Raw genomic sequence first — 14190 nt, 5'->3', positions numbered from 1 at the left:
GGCAAGACCCGACCGGGCGAGCCACGGGCCGGGCCCTGCCCGCAGGAACGACGGCGAGACGAGGACGAGTCCGCTGACGCGGTCCGGATGCCCGGCGGCGAAACGCACCGCGGGGGCGCAGGCCGGCGAGTGCGCGACCAGCACCGGGCGGGTGCGCACGGGGCTCATCAGGCCCTCCAGCCACGCGTCCACCGACCCGGTCGCGGCGGCCGAGCGTCCGAGGCCCGGCAGGTCGGCGGCGAGCAACGGGCCGGGCAGGCGGGCGGCGACGGGGGCCCAGGAGTCGGCGTTCAACGGCAGCCCGTGCAGCAGGACATGGCCGGGTCGGCGCCGCTCCCCGGTCACCCGGGTACGGCTGCTCGCCACGTCCCGGAAGCCGTACGGCTTCGACCAGGGCGACGCCGTCCCGAAGCGGGCGGCCACCAGGTCGTCGGCCCATGCGCGCAGGGCGTCGGCGGCCGGCGGCATCCTCAGGCCGGCGCTCGCCGCGAAGGCGTGGGCGGAGGCGGTCGGACAGCGGTCTGCCGACAGGAACGAGAGGGTTCTCGGGATCGGCTCGCGCCAACGCGCGCGGCAGGCGCCGCAGCAGGGCGACGGGTACGGTCCGGCGAGGCGCCCGAACGCTCATGTGGTCGGCGATCGTGCCGATCAGCTCGGGCAGCGGGGGAGTGGTGTCGTCGAGCACCCAGTGGCTCTCGCCCGGCGACGACGAGGGGACCTCCGCCAGGAACCGCGCGAGGTGACCGACCGTGACGATCGGGACGAACGTGTCGGGGCCGCCGGGCACGGCGGGGAGCCTTCCGTTCCACAGGTCGCCGACGAGACCTGCCAGGCCGATGTACTGGCCCGGCCCGATGACGGTGCTGGGATTGACGACGGTCAGCGGGACGCCCAACTCCCGTGAGCGGGCGCGCACCGCGAGATCACCCTCCTGCTTCGACGCCTCGTACGCCCCCGGCGCGTTGTCACCGTGGGGCCGCCGGCAGCGCTCACCCGGTACCCGCTGATGTGCACCAGGCATCGCAACTCCGGTAGCGCGGCGGCCCGTTCGAGGACGTTGAGCGCCCCGGTGACGTTGACCGCCCGTGCCTCCCGGCCGTCGAGGCCGAAGGCGAAGTGCCTCTCGTGCACCGACCCCGGGATCTGGTGGGCAGTGGTGACGCGCGCGGACAGTGGTCACTCCTGACCGCTGTCCGGCTCGTCGTCGTGGTTCTCGGGGATCGTGGACGGGTCCGGGGACGGGCTCGGGGAGGAACGGGACAGGAAGTCCTCGAACATTTCCATCCCGAGCAGGAGCAGCATCATCGCGATCGGTACGCACAGGGCCAGCAAGACCATGGGGCCTCCCTGAGGAAGCGCGGACTTTCTGCCTGGGGCCGGCGCGAGGGGCCGGCGGACCATTCATCAGTGTGGAGCCGAACGGAGTAACCCGCATCCGGGCACCGTGCGTCTCGTCCGCCGCGCGCTTCATCCGCTGAGCCTCGACTTGGCCTCACCGGGGCGGACGAGGGCCCGGTCGAGTAGTTGAATATGATTATCATCTGCTAGCGTCCTCGTCGCACAGGTCACCCGTCCGACGGAGATGAAAACCCCCATGCGCTGCCCCAAGTCCCTGCCTGTCGTCTCCGTGGCGGTCGCCTCCGCGTCGCTCATGACGGGCTGCTTCGCCTCCGGAGCGCCCGGCGCATCCGGTGGTCCCGACTCCGGCGACAAGCGCATCCGCGTGGTGATGATGCAGCCGCCGCGCTCCGGGCTCTCCCCGCTCAGCGACGACGCCTTCAAACTGTCCCGCTGGAGCACCGCGGAGACTCTGGTCACTCTTGACGCGAACGGCGACCCGCGTCCGGCCCTCGCCGAGAAGTGGGAACGCTCGGGCGACAGATCGTGGACCTTCACCGTCCGCGACGGCGTGACCTTCCACGACGGCACCGGGCTCACCGCCGCGGACGTTGTGCGTTCCCTCACCGAGGCGACCCGGGCGGCACCGAAACCGCGCATCCTCGACGGCGTCGAACTGAGCGCCACCGCCGAGGGCGACACCGTCACCGTCACCACGGCCGCCGAGGACCCGCTGCTCCCGCAGCGGCTCTCATCGCCCCAGCTGGCCGTCCTCGCCGCCAAGGCGTACCGGGGCAGGACGGTGAACCCGATCGGCGCGGGCACGGGCGCGTTCGTCCTGAGAAAGGTGAACGGCACCAGCACCGCCACGCTGGACCGGAACGAGAACTACTGGGGCGGCACTCCGAAGGCCGCCGGCATCGATGTGCGGTTCGTGCCCGACGGCACCGCGCGTGCCGCCGCGCTGCGCAGCGGCGAGGCCGACATCGTCGAGTCCGTACCGGTCTCGCAGGCCTCCTTGCTGGACGAGGACCAGATCACCGAGGTCCCGATGCCGCGCACCAACACGCTCTACCTCAACACCGCACGCGGCACCTTCAAGGACCCCTCCCTACGGGCCGCCGCCCGCGCCGCGATCGATGCCGGGCCCCTCGTCGACGGCGTCTACGAGGGCCGGGCCGACGTGGCGGAGGGCCTGCTCGGTCCCGCCCTCCCCTGGGCGAAGGAGCGCGCCGGCCGCACCCGTGACGTCGAGGCCGGAAACCCTCGGGGCAGGACCGTCACCATCGGAACCTTCACCGACCGTGCCGAGCTCCCCGAGGTCGCCGCCACCCTCCAACAGCAGCTCCAGAAGGCCGGCTTCGCGGTGAAGCTGGAGATACGCGAGTACGCGAACATCGAGTCCGACGCCCTCGCCGGGAAGTTCGACGCGTTCATCCTGTCCCGGGCCACCGTCCTGGACTCCGGGGACCCCGCCGCGTATCTGTACAGCGACTTCGCGAGCGAAGGCTCCTTCAACCTCTCCCAACTCTCCGACCAGAGCGTCGACAAGGCTCTCGAGAAGGCCACCACCACACCGGCGGGCGCGGCGCGCCGCAAGGCCGTCCTCGACGCGGAGACCGCCGTCCTCAACACCGACGCCGCGATCCCGATGCTCCACGAACGCGTCGTCCAGGGCGACGCCACCGATGTCGTGGGCTCCGCCAAGGATCCTCGCGAACGCCTGCTGGTCACCGTCGACACGTACGTCAAATGAAGACATCTGCACCCCGTACCGCAGCGGCTCGTGCGGCCGCGCTCGCCGGCGTCGTCGCTGCCGTCGGACTGCTGCCGTGGCTGTCGGGCAAGGACGCGGCACTCAGCGTGCTGCGCGCCCGGTCGGCCGAACAGGAGGCGACCGAGGAGGCGTTGGCCGCGATCCGCGACGACCTCGGCCTCGGCGCCGGACCGCTGACCCTGCTGGGTCACTGGACGGCCGGCGTCCTCCAGGGAGACCTCGGCGTGTCATGGGTGTCCGGCACCGATGTGCTGCCGTCCGTGCTCTCCGGGCTCGGCGTGTCACTGGCGCTGATGGGCGCCTCCCTGGCCGTGGCGCTGCTGGTGGCCCTCGCGCTCTGTACCGGGACGCTGGTCCGCGCCGCGCGCGGCGCACTGCGCGGCGGCAGCGGCGGAGCGCCCGCGGCGATTCTCGCCTCCGTACCCGAATTCCTGCTGGCGACAGTGCTGTTGATCGTGCTGGGCGTGTGGCTGGGCCTGCTGCCGACGTCCGGCTGGCAGGGCCTGTCCTCCATGGTGCTGCCCGCGCTGGCCATGGGCATTCCCGCCGGCGGGCTCCTCGGCCGGCTCGTCGACGACGCCCTGCCCGCCGTGGCCGGGGAGCGCTGGGTCGCACTGTGGCGGGCATCGGGCGTCTCCCCGTGGCGCATCGCGTGCGCGGTGCTGCGCCGGTCCATGCCCGCCGTCGTACCGCAGTTCGGCCTGGTCGGGGTGGGGCTGACCGGTGGCGCGGTCGCCGTGGAGACCGTCTTCGCGGTGCCCGGCATCGGCCGCACGGCCCTGGGCGCCGCCAAGGCGCAGGACCTCCCGCTGCTTCAGGGCGCGGTGCTGGCGCTGCTCGTCCTCGGCCTCACGGCCGGCGTCCTCTCCCACCTCGTACGCGCACGGCTGCTCGGACCCGGACTGGAGGACGCCGCTCTCGCGCTCCCGGCCCCTCCGCCGGCACCCGCGGCCAGGGCGGCGCGGGCCGTGCCCGTGGTCCTCGCCGGGCTCCTGCTGGCGGGCACCGGATGGGGCCTCGCGCGCGACCCGCTGACCGTGGACGTCGCCGCGCGCCTGCTCGCCCCGTCCTGGGCGCACCCGCTGGGCACGGACGGCCTCGGCCGGGACGTGCTCGCGCGACTCGGCCACGGCGCCGCCGCCACCGTGGGCGTGGCGCTGGCGGTATGCCTGATCAGCTGTCTCTTCGCCCTCGCCATCGGCTTCCTGCCGTCCCTGTCCGCCGGTGCGGCGGACATCGCCAACGCCCTGCCGCCGGTCGTCGTCGGCATCCTCGTCGCGGCCGCCCTCGGCCCGGGGACCGCCGGCGCGTCCGTCGCCGTCGCGCTGATCTCCTGGCCACCGCTGGCCGCACACGCCTCCGCCCTGGTGCAGGAGACCCGGGCCGCCGGATTCCTCACCGCCCAGAAGGCCATCGGATCGACCCCTCGATGGATCCTGACCCGGCACGTCCTGCCCGCCGTGGCCGGACCCGTGGCCAGGCACGCGCTGCTGCGGCTGCCCGGCATCGCCCTGGCCCTCGCATCGCTCGGCTTCCTGGGCCTCGGCGCACAGCCGCCCGCGCCCGAGTGGGGCCTGCTCCTCGACGAGTCGAGGGCCTATGTCGAGCGGGCGCCCTGGGCGGCCCTCGCCCCGGCGGCCGCCCTTGCCCTGCTGGCCGGCTTCGCCGTCTCGCTCGCCTCCGTGACGGCGCCCGGACGGCGTGCCGGAACCGTACGAGCCGGGGTGGCGGCATGACCGGGCGTTCCACGCTGCTGTCCGTCCGCGACCTGCGGGTCGGCTTCCCCGCCGACGGCCGGGACGCGGAAGTGACCGCCGTGCGCGGGCTGTCGTTCGATGTCCGCGAGGGCGAGGCGATGGCCCTGGTCGGCGAGTCGGGGGCCGGGAAATCCGTGACCGCGCGCGTCCTCCTCGGTATGGCGCCGCCCCGTGCGGCGACCAGCGGCAGCGTCCGCCTCCGGGACCAGGAACTCCTCGGCGCGCCACGGTCGTCGTACGCGCGGCTCTGGGGCCGGCGCATCGCCCTCGTACCGCAGGACGCGTTGTCCGTGCTCAGCCCCGTGCACACCGTCGGCGACCAACTGGCCGCCGCCGTACGCTCCGTGAGCGGCCTCGGCCGCGGACAGGCCCGGGCCGCGGCGGTGGCCGCGCTGGACCGGGTGGGCATCGCGGACGCGGCCCGGCGGGCCTCCGCGTACCCCCACGAGTTCTCCGGCGGTATGCGCCAGCGTGCCGTCATCGCGATGGCGACGGTCAACGAACCTGAGCTCGTCGTCGCCGACGAGCCGACCACCGCGCTCGACCCGGCCGTGCAGGAACAGGTCCTCGGTGTCCTGGCGTCGCTGCGGGAAACGACCGGCGCGGCGCTGGTGCTCGTCACGCACGACCTCGACGTGGTCGCCCGGCACGCCGACCGGATCGTGGTCATGTACGCAGGCAGTCCCATGGAGTCCGGCATGACCGAACAGGTGCTCACACACCCCCGGAACCCTTACACCGCGGGGCTGCTCGCCTCCCTGCCGCCCGGTCGGCCGGTCACCGACCGACGGCTCCCGTCCATCGGCGGCGCCCCGCCCTCGCCGTCGGAGCTGTCCCGGCTCGCCGGATGCGTCTTCGCGCCGCGCTGCCCGCTGGCCGGCGAGCGATGCCGCACGCACGAACCGGAACCGGTGGCGACGGCCGGCGGAGAACACCTGGTCTCCTGCCACCACTGGACCGATGTGCCCGACTCCGCCCGCGACCTCTTCCCCCTGAACGGTGCCGCATGAACGCCTTGTTGAGCGTACGGGACCTCACCGTGCGCTACCGGGGACACGCGCGGCGTTCCGCGTCCGTTCTCGCCGTCGACCGTGTCTCCTTCGACGTGTCCGCGGGGGAGACCCTGGCACTGATCGGCCCGTCCGGTTCGGGCAAGTCCAGCACGGCGGCCGCGGTGCTCATGCTGCGCCGGCCGGAAGGCGGCGAAGTTCGCTTCGAGGGACGCGAGTTGACCGCCCTCGACGAGAAGGCGCTGCGGTCCGTGCGTCCGGCGGTCCAGCCGGTCTTCCAGGACCCGTACGGCACGCTGAGCCCACGCCTTCCCGTACGGGACGCGGTGGCCGAGCCCCTGCGCGTCCAGGGACGGTGGGATCCCGTGGCCGGTCCGCGGCGGGTGGCCGAACTGCTGGAGACGGTCCGACTGGACAGGCGGCTCGGCGAACGGCTGCCCCACGAGCTGTCCGGCGGCCAGTGCCAGCGTGTCGGCATCGCGCGGGCACTGGCGAGCGAGCCGCGGCTTCTCGTCCTGGACGAGCCGGTGTCGGCCCTCGACCCCTCCGTACGGGCAGGCGTCCTCAACCTGCTCGTGGATCTTCAGGAACGGCTGGGGCTGGCGTATCTGTTCATCTGCCACGACCTGCCGCTCGTACGTCACTTCGCCCACCGCGTGGCGGTCATGGACAGCGCCCGCATCTTGGAGACACTGCCCGCGAGCGCCCTGTACACGAGCTCCCGGCCAGGTGACCGGGAGCGGCACAGCAGGTCCGCCGACGGGGTCCGCGCAGGTTCCTGAGCGGAGCGCGCCGCCGCGAGTGCGGACCTGCCCGCCCCGGCGCGGCCGCGCCACGCGAGAGGGGCGCGGCCGGGTGTCAGGGGCGACCGCGCGCCTCCTCCGCGGCCTGCTCGGCGGCCTTCCGCTCGGTCCGGGCGTCGGCGGTGCTCAGCCGCCCGCCACCGCTCTCGAGGTGTGCGCGCACGAACCACTGGAACAGCTCCAGCCCGCGCAACTGCTCGATGAGCATGTCCTGTGTGACGGGGTCGGGTTCGTCGGTCGCCTTCATCGCGGCGCGGTGCTCCTCGATGATCGACGTGTACACGAGGTCGAGCGCGCCGAGGTGTTCGATGGACTCCGCCCGGCCGATCGAGTAGTCGTCCCACGAGCGGTCCGAGACGAGTGCGCCAGGAGTGCCCTTCGGTACGCCGCCGAGCGTGGAGATGCGCTCCGCGAGGTCGTCGATCATCTCCCGGACCTGGTCCACCTGCGGGTCGATCATTTCGTGCACCGCGATGAAGTGGGGTCCCACGACGTTCCAGTGGATGTGCTTGAGGGTGAGGGCCAGGTCGTTGAGTGCGTGCAGACGCATCTGCAGCATCTTGATGATCGCTGCGCCGTCCTGCTTCGACATGCCCGGCACGGTGTAGTCGGGGGTTTCGGATGTCACGATCGCTCCTTGCTCTGCGGTTCCTCCGGTCAGGCAATCACCGGCGGCGGTGTCGCGCCCGGCCAGAACGAGACGGCGCTGCTCCGAACAGGGGACACGGTGCCGGCCCGCCGCGGGCGGCGTCCCGGCCCTCGGCACGAGAACGCCGCGCACGGAGAGGGCGTGCCGCGGAGGTCATGCCTCCGGCCGGTGCCGCGGGCGGCGTCCGAAGGCGGAGCCGCCGGGCTCAACGGCCTAGACTCGGCGGATGGCGAAGTATTTCGACGTGCATCCCGAGAATCCTCAGCGGCGCACCATCAGCACTGTGGCCGACAGCATCCGATCCGGGGCGCTGGTCGCGTACCCGACGGACTCCTGCTTCGCACTGGGGTGCCGGCTCGGCAGCCGTGACGGCATCGGCCGGATCCGGTCGATCCGGAACCTGGACGACCGCCACCACTTCACCCTTGTGTGCCAGAACTTCGCGCAGCTCGGCCAGTTCGTGCACGTCGACAACGATGTGTTCCGTGCGATCAAGGCGGCGACCCCCGGCAGTTACACCTTCATCCTCCCCGCGACGAAGGAGGTGCCCCGCCAGCTGCTGCATCCGAAGAAGAAGACGGTCGGCGTACGGATCCCCGACCATGTCGTCGCCCAGGCCCTGGTCGCCGAACTCGGGGAGCCGCTGCTCTCCAGCACCCTGCTGCTGCCCGACGAGGACGAGCCGCTGACCCAGGGCTGGGAGATCAAGGAACGGCTCGACCACGCGGTGGACGCGGTGGTCGACTCCGGTGACTGCGGCACCGAGCCCACCACGGTCATCGACTTCTCCGGCGGCGAGCCCGAGATCGTGCGCCGTGGCGCGGGCGACCCCTCGCGGTTCGAGTAGCAGGACCCTCCCGGCGGCCGGGCCACCGGCACCCGCCCGGACCGATGCACAGGAATGCCGGTTCGGACACGCCGGCGCACCGCTGGACCCGCCGTCCTGCGGTGCGCCCGTAGGGGACGCCGCCGAGCATCCACAGCCCCGCGACGCCCGCGGCACACGCTCGGCACGGGCGCGCAGTCCCCGTGCCGGACCCGGGTCCGGCACGGGGACTTCCCCTTTCCAGGGCGCGTGACCGCTACGTCCGCGACGGACCCCGCTTCGTCCCGTGAGGCCGCCCCGGCCGCCGTACGGGCTCCTTCCCCGCCAGGGGGACATCCGCCCTCGCCCGCCCTGCCCTTCGCACGGTCACGCCTGGGCCCGGGGGCCGGCGAGCGGCCGGTCGGTCCCACCAGGAGAACCGGGCCCGTACCGGCCCGCCGCCTGCGTACGGAGCGTGAGACCTGCCCGCTCACGGTGATTCCGGAGCCCTCGCGGATGCCCTCCGTTGTGATGCCGCGCATAGGGGCCAGATCACTTCCTAAGGGCGGTAGTGGACAATGCCCACCCGATGCGCCATGACGCGGGCCGGGAAGCGACCTTTCGGTCATTTCTCTTAAGTGGGGTAGTAGGTCACATTCTTGCGCCCCGCCATGACCGCCCCTAACCATGGCTGACGTCCCGGGAAGCACATGAACCGGACAGGGCGTCCAGCCCGTCCGACCGTGCCGGGCCACATGCGGAGAGTCTCTCCGCCCCGCCGAACCGCACGTCGGTCGGCCGCCCTGATGTCCACTGTTTGGAGAGTCCCATCCGTATGACCGCCTTCACCCAGACCAGCCGTACCGCCCGTCTCCGCAAGCTCTCGATCACCGGCATGGCCACCGCCGGCGCCGCCGCACTGGCGCTCACTCTGGCCCCCTCGCCCGCCAGTGCGGCCCCGGCCGCCGCGGACGCGTCGAAGGTCGCGGTCTCGGTGGCGGCCGACGCGCCGGCGGTGAAGACGGCGGAGAGCGCGAAGGACGCGGACAAGGCCAAGAAGGCCAAGAAGGCCAAGAAGAAGGCCTACGCCGACAACCTCGACGGCTGGATCAAGGAGGCCCTGGACATCATGAAGTCCGAGGGCATCCCGGGCAGCTACGAGGGCCTGCACCGCAACATCATGCGTGAGTCCAGCGGTAACCCGAACGCCCAGAACAACTGGGACGTCAACGCGCAGAACGGCACGCCGTCCAAGGGGCTGCTGCAGGTCATCCAGCCGACCTTCGACGCCTACCACGTCGACGGCACCCCGCACGACCTGACCGACCCGGTCGCCAACATCACCGCGGCCGCGAACTACGCCGCCGACAAGTACGGCTCCATCGACAACGTCGACTCCGCCTACTGATCCGCGCCACCACGCGCGGACGCCCGCACCCGACCCGGTGACGGCGCACCGTCACCGGGTCCGACGCCGCGGTCAGCGCTCTGCGCGGCCGCGGCGTCCCTCGTTCGAGCCGCCCTTGCCGCCCGACGCGGCAGCCCCCGCGCCCGTCGGACGTGACCGGCGCGGCGCAAGGCGCACCACATCCCGGCGACAGCCGGAGCGTGGTGCGCCTTGCGTTCGTCAGCGTCCCGCGCGGAAGCGGCGGTGCAGATCGCGCACCTGTCCGGCGAGCTCCGGTACGGGACCGTGCACCTCGAGGCCGGGCACGATCTCCTGGACCGGGAGGGTCCGCACCGGCGGGGCCGGTGCCCCCAGCTCGGCGAGCCACTCGCCGAGCTGCCGTGCCGAGACGATGTAGACGATGCGGCCGAGCCCCACCCAGCCGTGGGCGGCCGCGCACATCGGGCAGTGCTCACCCGAAGTGAAGACCGTCGCCGCCCGCCGCTCCTCCGCCGTCATGTGCTCGGCCGCCCACCGGGCGAGCGCGAACTCGGGATGCTGCGTCTGGTCGGCCAGCGACGTCTCCCGGTTTCGGTCCTCCGCGAGGACCCTGCCGTCGCCGTCGACCAGCACGGAACCGAACGGCTCGTCACCGGCATCCAGCGCCTCGGCCGCCAGCTCCACGCAGCGCCTCAGGTGCCGCAGCTCGGCCTCGTCGGTCATCGCAACCCCCATGGTGTGCTCCGTTCCGCCCGCATGCGCGGGCCCGTGCGGCGACGTTACCCCGCGTCATCACCCCGGCGTCATGTCCGCGCGGCCGGGCCCCTCACCGGTCCTGCGCCGGTCCCCGGGACGTCTGCCACCGTCGAGCGGCGTCCGCAGATGGGCCACGTCGCCCGGCGCGAGCTGCTCCACCACCTCCGCCAGGTCCGCGCAGACCTGCTCGATCTTGCGGCGCACGGCGTTCTGCTCCGTGACGATAGACGCCAGCAGCAGACCCGTCAGCGCCGCGCACCCGTTCAGCGCCTGGAGCACCACCATGACCTCCAGCACGCTGCGGCCGGCGAACGGGCCCATGCCGTCGGTCGCCGCGGAGATCGCCAGCACCGAGATCAGCAGCGCACACGGTGCCGAGCCGGGCAGCTGGAACCGCAGCGCCGCCCAGATCAGCATCGGGAAGACCAGGAACAGAAGGGACAGGGTCACCCGGGTGGCGAGCAGCGTCACGGCGACCGACCCCAGACCGAGGGCCGCCGCCTCAGTCCACCACCACGCCCGTGTGTCGCGCGGCAGGTGCGCCCGGCGCAGCACCAGCAGCACCGGTGTGATCACCAGAACGCCCATCGCGTCCCCGGCCCACCATGCGGACCACACCGGCCAGAACTCGCCGGGCGGCAGCGAACCGCTCAGGACCAGGGTGCACGCGCCGAACGTCGCGCTGACGAGCATGCCGCCCAGCGCACCGAGGAACACCAGCGCCAGCCCGTCCCGCAGGCGGTCCAGGCCGGTGCGGAAACCGGCCCGCCGCAGCATCAGGTAGGCGGCCAGCGGAGCGCACGTGTTGCCGGCCAGGATGCCCAGCGTGGCGAGGCCGACGGAGTCGATCGTCGCGATGGTCAGCAGCGCGCCGAGGAGGATGCCCGGCCAGACCCGCGCCCCCATCCACAGTAGACAGGCCAGCGCGATCCCGGTGGGCGGCCACAGGGGTGAGACCACCGCTCCCTCCACGACCACCTGCTGGAGCAGACCGATCCGGCTGCCTGCCCAGTAGACGGCGGCGACGGCGAGCACACGCAGCACTGCTGCGGCCGGACCCCGGACTTGTTCGCTGCGGACCACGCACGTCATCACACAGGAGCGTCGCCGCCGCGTCCTCGTGACACGCGCTGCCGACGCGCCGAACTTGCCGGGAGCTCTGCGCGCCCTGCTACGAGGGTTCGTGGAGCAGGACCAGCACGGCCGCGTCGTCCGTGTGGTCGGTGAGCGCCGCCGTACCCATCACCTGCGAGGCCAGTTCCCCCACGTCCGTTCCCTCCCGGACCGCTGCGCGGACCAACTCGGCGACCGCGTCCAGTCCCGCCTCGATCGGATACGAGGGGCCCTCCACGACGCCGTCGGTGAGCAGCACGAACGCACTGCCCTCGGACAGCCGCCGGTTCGCCACCGGATACACCTCGCCGGGCAGGATGCCGAGCGGCACGCCCGCCTCGTCCGCCACGATCCCGCCCTCGCCGCCGGACGTCGCCCACACGGCCGGCACATGACCCGCGCGGGCGCTCTGCAGCGCTCCGGTCGCGGGGTCGTAGCGCAGGAAGCTGCACGTCGCGAAGAGCCCGTGGTCGACGGAGAGCAGCAGTTCGTTGGCGCGGCGCAGCACCTCGCCCGGGTCGGTCGTGGCGGTGGCGACGGCGCGCAGCCCTATCCGGATCTGCCCCATGAAGGCCGCGGCCTCCACGTCGTGGCCCTGCACGTCGCCGATGGAGAAGCCCAGCGAGCCGTCCGGCAGGAAGAAGCCGTCGAACCAGTCGCCGCCGATGTCCAGACCGTTCCTGGCGGGCGTGTACCGGGCAGCGACCCGCAGGCCGGGCACCGTGGGAAGCTCTGCCGGCAGCATGGAACGCTGCAGGGCCTCGGCGAGTTCGACCCGTGCCTTCTGCCGTTCCGCGCCTTCGCGGGCACGGTCCGTGAGGCGGCCGAGCGTGGCCAGCATCTCGTCCGCGGTCGCCGATCGCACGGGACGACGCCGGGTCATGGACCTCTCCGAAGTGCCTTGGAAGGTCGACCGGCCCGGTCATGTGCGGCGCACAGGGGCATCGGCCGGCTGGGCCGTACAGCCCGCCCTCATTGTATTTCCGCCGCCCTGGACACGCTCGGGGCGCGCCCTCGGCCCCCGGTCAGGACGGCTCGGGGGGCGGGGGAGGCGGGGGAGGCGGTGCCATGGCCCACCGGATCGCGCCCGTGAGCAGCGTCCCGGTCGGGCTCACGCAGCACCTTTCGAACGCCGGCGCGTACGGCAGCCCGAGCGGCTGCCGCGCCCACGGCGGCAGCAGGGCGACGGCGTTCGCGGCCAGGACCGTGTAGGGGACTCGGGCGGGCAGGGGCAGCGGAGGATGCAGGAGCATGAATCGGGCCGCCGCCAGGGCCTCCCGCGAGGGGCGCAGTTCGGGGCGGTACGCGGCGATCCGCTCGGCCAGACCGGCGCGGTCGCGCGGCGGGTCGCTCACCCCGAGGGCGGCGGCGACCCGTGCCGTGTCGGCGATGTACCCGTCGCAGCCGGCGGCGTCCAGCGGGCGGGCGCCGAAGCGCTGATGGGCGCGCAGGAAGCTGTCGACCTCGGCGACGTGCACCCAGCCGAGCAGATGCGGGTCCGCGGCACGGTACGGCTCACCGGCAGCGGTCCGGCCCGTCACGCTGTCGTGGACGGCCCGGACCGTGTCCACCGCTTCCTGGGCGTCGTCGGCCGTGCCGTACGTCGTCACGGCCAGGAACGTGCTGGTGCGCTGCAACCGCCCCCACGGATCGCCCCGGTACCCGGAGTGGGCGGCGACGGCCGCCATGGCCAGCGGATGGAGCGACTGCAGCAGCAGGGCGCTGAGCCCGCCGATGAACATCGACGCGTCGCCGTGGACGGTACGGATGGGCCGGTCCGGCCCGAACCAGCGGGGCCCGGGCGTGTCATGGATACGGGCACGCGTCTGCGCCGCCGCGGGGCCTGCGACCCGGGTGAAGATGCTGCTGCCGAGTTGCCGCCGCAGACCGCGGATCCGGGGCGGTGCCTTGCTCACCCCACCAGTATCCGCCCGGCGGCGGGCGGGATCCCCGACTGCCGTGCCTCTGTCAGCGGTGGGCGGCCAGCAGGCCGGCGAAGGCGCACAGGACCGCGGAGACGAGGACCGCCGCGACACCCGCGCACAGCAGCCGGCGCCGTAGCTCCTCGTACCGCGCGGTGTACTCGAGCCGCAGCTCGTCGGCCCGGGACACCAGAGCCTCCAGCACACGCCGTGACAGGGCGATCCGGTCCTGGGTGTAGACCCGGACGACCTCCTCGCGCTGCGCGCTGGTCAGCCACGGCATCCGGCCGGCGAAGGCCTCCGCCTCCTGACGGGCTTCCTGGAGCCGGCTCTGCGCGAGCAGATAGCCCTCGAGCCTGGCGATCCCCGCGGCGACCTCCGACTCCGTCTGCCGCACCGGGCCCCTCACCGGTTGTCCTTCCCCTCGCCGAGGGGCGGGGCGATTCCCTTCCCCGGTTCGACGACGTCCCGCCGGCCGGTGTCCGAGACCTCGTCGAGGGTGGCGATGGCCGGGTGGTGGAGGTCGAACGCCGGCGATTCCGAGCGGATCCGGGGGAGCGTGGTGAAGTTGTGGCGCGGCGGCGGGCAGGAGGTCGCCCACTCGAGCGAACGGCCGTAGCCCCACGGGTCGTCGACCGTGAGCTGCCGGCCGTACTTCGCCGTCTTCCAGACGTTGTACATGAAGGGCAGCATCGACAGGCCCAGTACGAACGACGCGATCGTCGACACGGTGTTGAGCGCGGTGAAGCCGTCGACGGACAGGTAGTCCGCGTACCGGCGGGGCATACCCTCCGCGCCCAGCCAGTGCTGCACCAGGAACGTGCCGTGGAAGCCGATGAACAGCGTCCAGAACGTGATCTTGCCGAGCCGCTC

Annotated in this window: 14 protein-coding genes and 1 pseudogene; 6 read left to right on the top strand and 9 right to left on the bottom strand. The window is 72.9% G+C overall.

All coding sequences use genetic code 11. From position 1 onward, the window contains the following. Window positions 1-111 precede the first annotated feature (111 nt). Window positions 112-468 (bottom strand): annotated as a pseudogene (locus ACTMTU_RS17975) (alpha/beta fold hydrolase); the annotation flags it as partial. Between the two features lie 708 nt (window positions 469-1176). Beyond that, window positions 1177-1338, bottom strand: a complete 162-nt coding sequence (locus tag ACTMTU_RS17970) for a hypothetical protein (protein ID WP_441264483.1) — start codon at window positions 1336-1338, stop codon at window positions 1177-1179. A 256-nt stretch (window positions 1339-1594) separates the two neighbouring features. Here ACTMTU_RS17970 and ACTMTU_RS17965 point away from each other — a divergent pair, with 256 nt between their 5' ends. From ACTMTU_RS17965 to ACTMTU_RS17950, 4 genes are read left to right on the top strand one after another with little or no spacing between them, the layout of a single operon-like run. Beyond that, complete coding sequence (locus tag ACTMTU_RS17965; RefSeq protein WP_441264709.1) at window positions 1595-3094, top strand: ABC transporter substrate-binding protein; 1500 nt, start codon at window positions 1595-1597, stop codon at window positions 3092-3094. After that, window positions 3091-4851 carry an ABC transporter permease subunit gene (locus ACTMTU_RS17960; RefSeq protein ID WP_441264482.1) on the top strand — a complete coding sequence of 587 codons (1761 nt, stop codon included), beginning with the start codon at window positions 3091-3093 and terminating at the stop codon, window positions 4849-4851. The genes ACTMTU_RS17965 and ACTMTU_RS17960 overlap by 4 nt, the downstream gene beginning before the upstream one ends. Further along, on the top strand, window positions 4848-5882 hold the full coding sequence (locus ACTMTU_RS17955; protein ID WP_441264481.1) for an ABC transporter ATP-binding protein: 1035 nt from the start codon (window positions 4848-4850) through the stop codon (window positions 5880-5882). The genes ACTMTU_RS17960 and ACTMTU_RS17955 overlap by 4 nt, the downstream gene beginning before the upstream one ends. Then, the gene (locus ACTMTU_RS17950; RefSeq protein WP_441264480.1) at window positions 5879-6664 is read left to right on the top strand and encodes an ATP-binding cassette domain-containing protein; all 786 of its coding nucleotides are present in this window, start codon (window positions 5879-5881) and stop codon (window positions 6662-6664) included. Before ACTMTU_RS17955 ends, ACTMTU_RS17950 begins: the two co-directional genes overlap by 4 nt. A 76-nt stretch (window positions 6665-6740) precedes the next feature. On the opposite strand, the gene ACTMTU_RS17945 is transcribed toward ACTMTU_RS17950, so the two are convergent. Continuing rightward, window positions 6741-7277, bottom strand: a complete 537-nt coding sequence (locus ACTMTU_RS17945) for a Dps family protein (RefSeq protein ID WP_441264708.1) — start codon at window positions 7275-7277, stop codon at window positions 6741-6743. A 283-nt stretch (window positions 7278-7560) separates the two neighbouring features. Between ACTMTU_RS17945 and ACTMTU_RS17940 the strand changes: the two genes are divergently transcribed. Together ACTMTU_RS17940 and ACTMTU_RS17935 are read left to right on the top strand one after the other, a co-directional pair. After that, complete coding sequence (locus tag ACTMTU_RS17940) at window positions 7561-8181, top strand: L-threonylcarbamoyladenylate synthase (RefSeq protein ID WP_441264479.1); 621 nt, start codon at window positions 7561-7563, stop codon at window positions 8179-8181. A gap of 793 nt (window positions 8182-8974) precedes the next feature. Further along, window positions 8975-9547 carry a transglycosylase SLT domain-containing protein gene (locus ACTMTU_RS17935; protein ID WP_441264478.1) on the top strand — a complete coding sequence of 191 codons (573 nt, stop codon included), beginning with the start codon at window positions 8975-8977 and terminating at the stop codon, window positions 9545-9547. Between the two features lie 219 nt (window positions 9548-9766). Here the strand turns inward: ACTMTU_RS17935 and ACTMTU_RS17930 are convergent, their stop codons facing one another. The 6 genes from ACTMTU_RS17930 to ACTMTU_RS17905 all read right to left on the bottom strand — a co-directional run. Beyond that, window positions 9767-10249 (bottom strand): nucleoside deaminase, encoded by a 483-nt coding sequence (locus tag ACTMTU_RS17930; protein WP_441264707.1) that lies wholly within the window; start codon window positions 10247-10249, stop codon window positions 9767-9769. Between the two features lie 69 nt (window positions 10250-10318). Continuing rightward, complete coding sequence (locus tag ACTMTU_RS17925; protein ID WP_441264477.1) at window positions 10319-11365, bottom strand: MASE1 domain-containing protein; 1047 nt, start codon at window positions 11363-11365, stop codon at window positions 10319-10321. An 88-nt stretch (window positions 11366-11453) separates the two neighbouring features. Next, complete coding sequence (locus ACTMTU_RS17920; RefSeq protein ID WP_441264476.1) at window positions 11454-12278, bottom strand: PP2C family protein-serine/threonine phosphatase; 825 nt, start codon at window positions 12276-12278, stop codon at window positions 11454-11456. 142 nt (window positions 12279-12420) lie between these two features. After that, a complete protein-coding gene (locus ACTMTU_RS17915) occupies window positions 12421-13311 on the bottom strand; it encodes an oxygenase MpaB family protein (RefSeq protein WP_441264475.1) in 891 nt (296 codons plus the stop codon). A gap of 52 nt (window positions 13312-13363) precedes the next feature. After that, window positions 13364-13726, bottom strand: a complete 363-nt coding sequence (locus ACTMTU_RS17910) for a hypothetical protein (protein ID WP_441264474.1) — start codon at window positions 13724-13726, stop codon at window positions 13364-13366. Next, window positions 13723-14190: cbb3-type cytochrome c oxidase subunit I (locus ACTMTU_RS17905; protein ID WP_441264473.1), on the bottom strand; the 468-nt coding region annotated here is incomplete at its 5' end. The genes ACTMTU_RS17905 and ACTMTU_RS17910, both read right to left, overlap by 4 nt.

The sequence above is a fragment of the Streptomyces sp. OZ13 genome, from assembly GCF_052068155.1.
Lineage (GTDB): Bacteria > Actinomycetota > Actinomycetes > Streptomycetales > Streptomycetaceae > Streptomyces.
This window is presented reverse-complemented; position numbering and strand designations above follow the sequence as displayed.

What these genes read in the sequence shown, in the direction of transcription:
- ACTMTU_RS17920 (WP_441264476.1), bottom strand. Translation starts at nt 12,278, where the DNA reads ATGACCCGGCGTCGTCCCGTGCGATCGGCGACCGCGGACGAGATGCTG.
- ACTMTU_RS17960 (WP_441264482.1), top strand. Translation starts at nt 3,091, where the DNA reads ATGAAGACATCTGCACCCCGTACCGCAGCGGCTCGTGCGGCCGCGCTC.
- ACTMTU_RS17945 (WP_441264708.1), bottom strand. Translation starts at nt 7,277, where the DNA reads ATGTCGAAGCAGGACGGCGCAGCGATCATCAAGATGCTGCAGATGCGT.
- ACTMTU_RS17970 (WP_441264483.1), bottom strand. Translation starts at nt 1,338, where the DNA reads ATGGTCTTGCTGGCCCTGTGCGTACCGATCGCGATGATGCTGCTCCTG.
- ACTMTU_RS17955 (WP_441264481.1), top strand. Translation starts at nt 4,848, where the DNA reads ATGACCGGGCGTTCCACGCTGCTGTCCGTCCGCGACCTGCGGGTCGGC.
- ACTMTU_RS17950 (WP_441264480.1), top strand. Translation starts at nt 5,879, where the DNA reads ATGAACGCCTTGTTGAGCGTACGGGACCTCACCGTGCGCTACCGGGGA.
- ACTMTU_RS17940 (WP_441264479.1), top strand. Translation starts at nt 7,561, where the DNA reads ATGGCGAAGTATTTCGACGTGCATCCCGAGAATCCTCAGCGGCGCACC.
- ACTMTU_RS17965 (WP_441264709.1), top strand. Translation starts at nt 1,595, where the DNA reads ATGCGCTGCCCCAAGTCCCTGCCTGTCGTCTCCGTGGCGGTCGCCTCC.
- ACTMTU_RS17930 (WP_441264707.1), bottom strand. Translation starts at nt 10,249, where the DNA reads ATGACCGACGAGGCCGAGCTGCGGCACCTGAGGCGCTGCGTGGAGCTG.
- ACTMTU_RS17935 (WP_441264478.1), top strand. Translation starts at nt 8,975, where the DNA reads ATGACCGCCTTCACCCAGACCAGCCGTACCGCCCGTCTCCGCAAGCTC.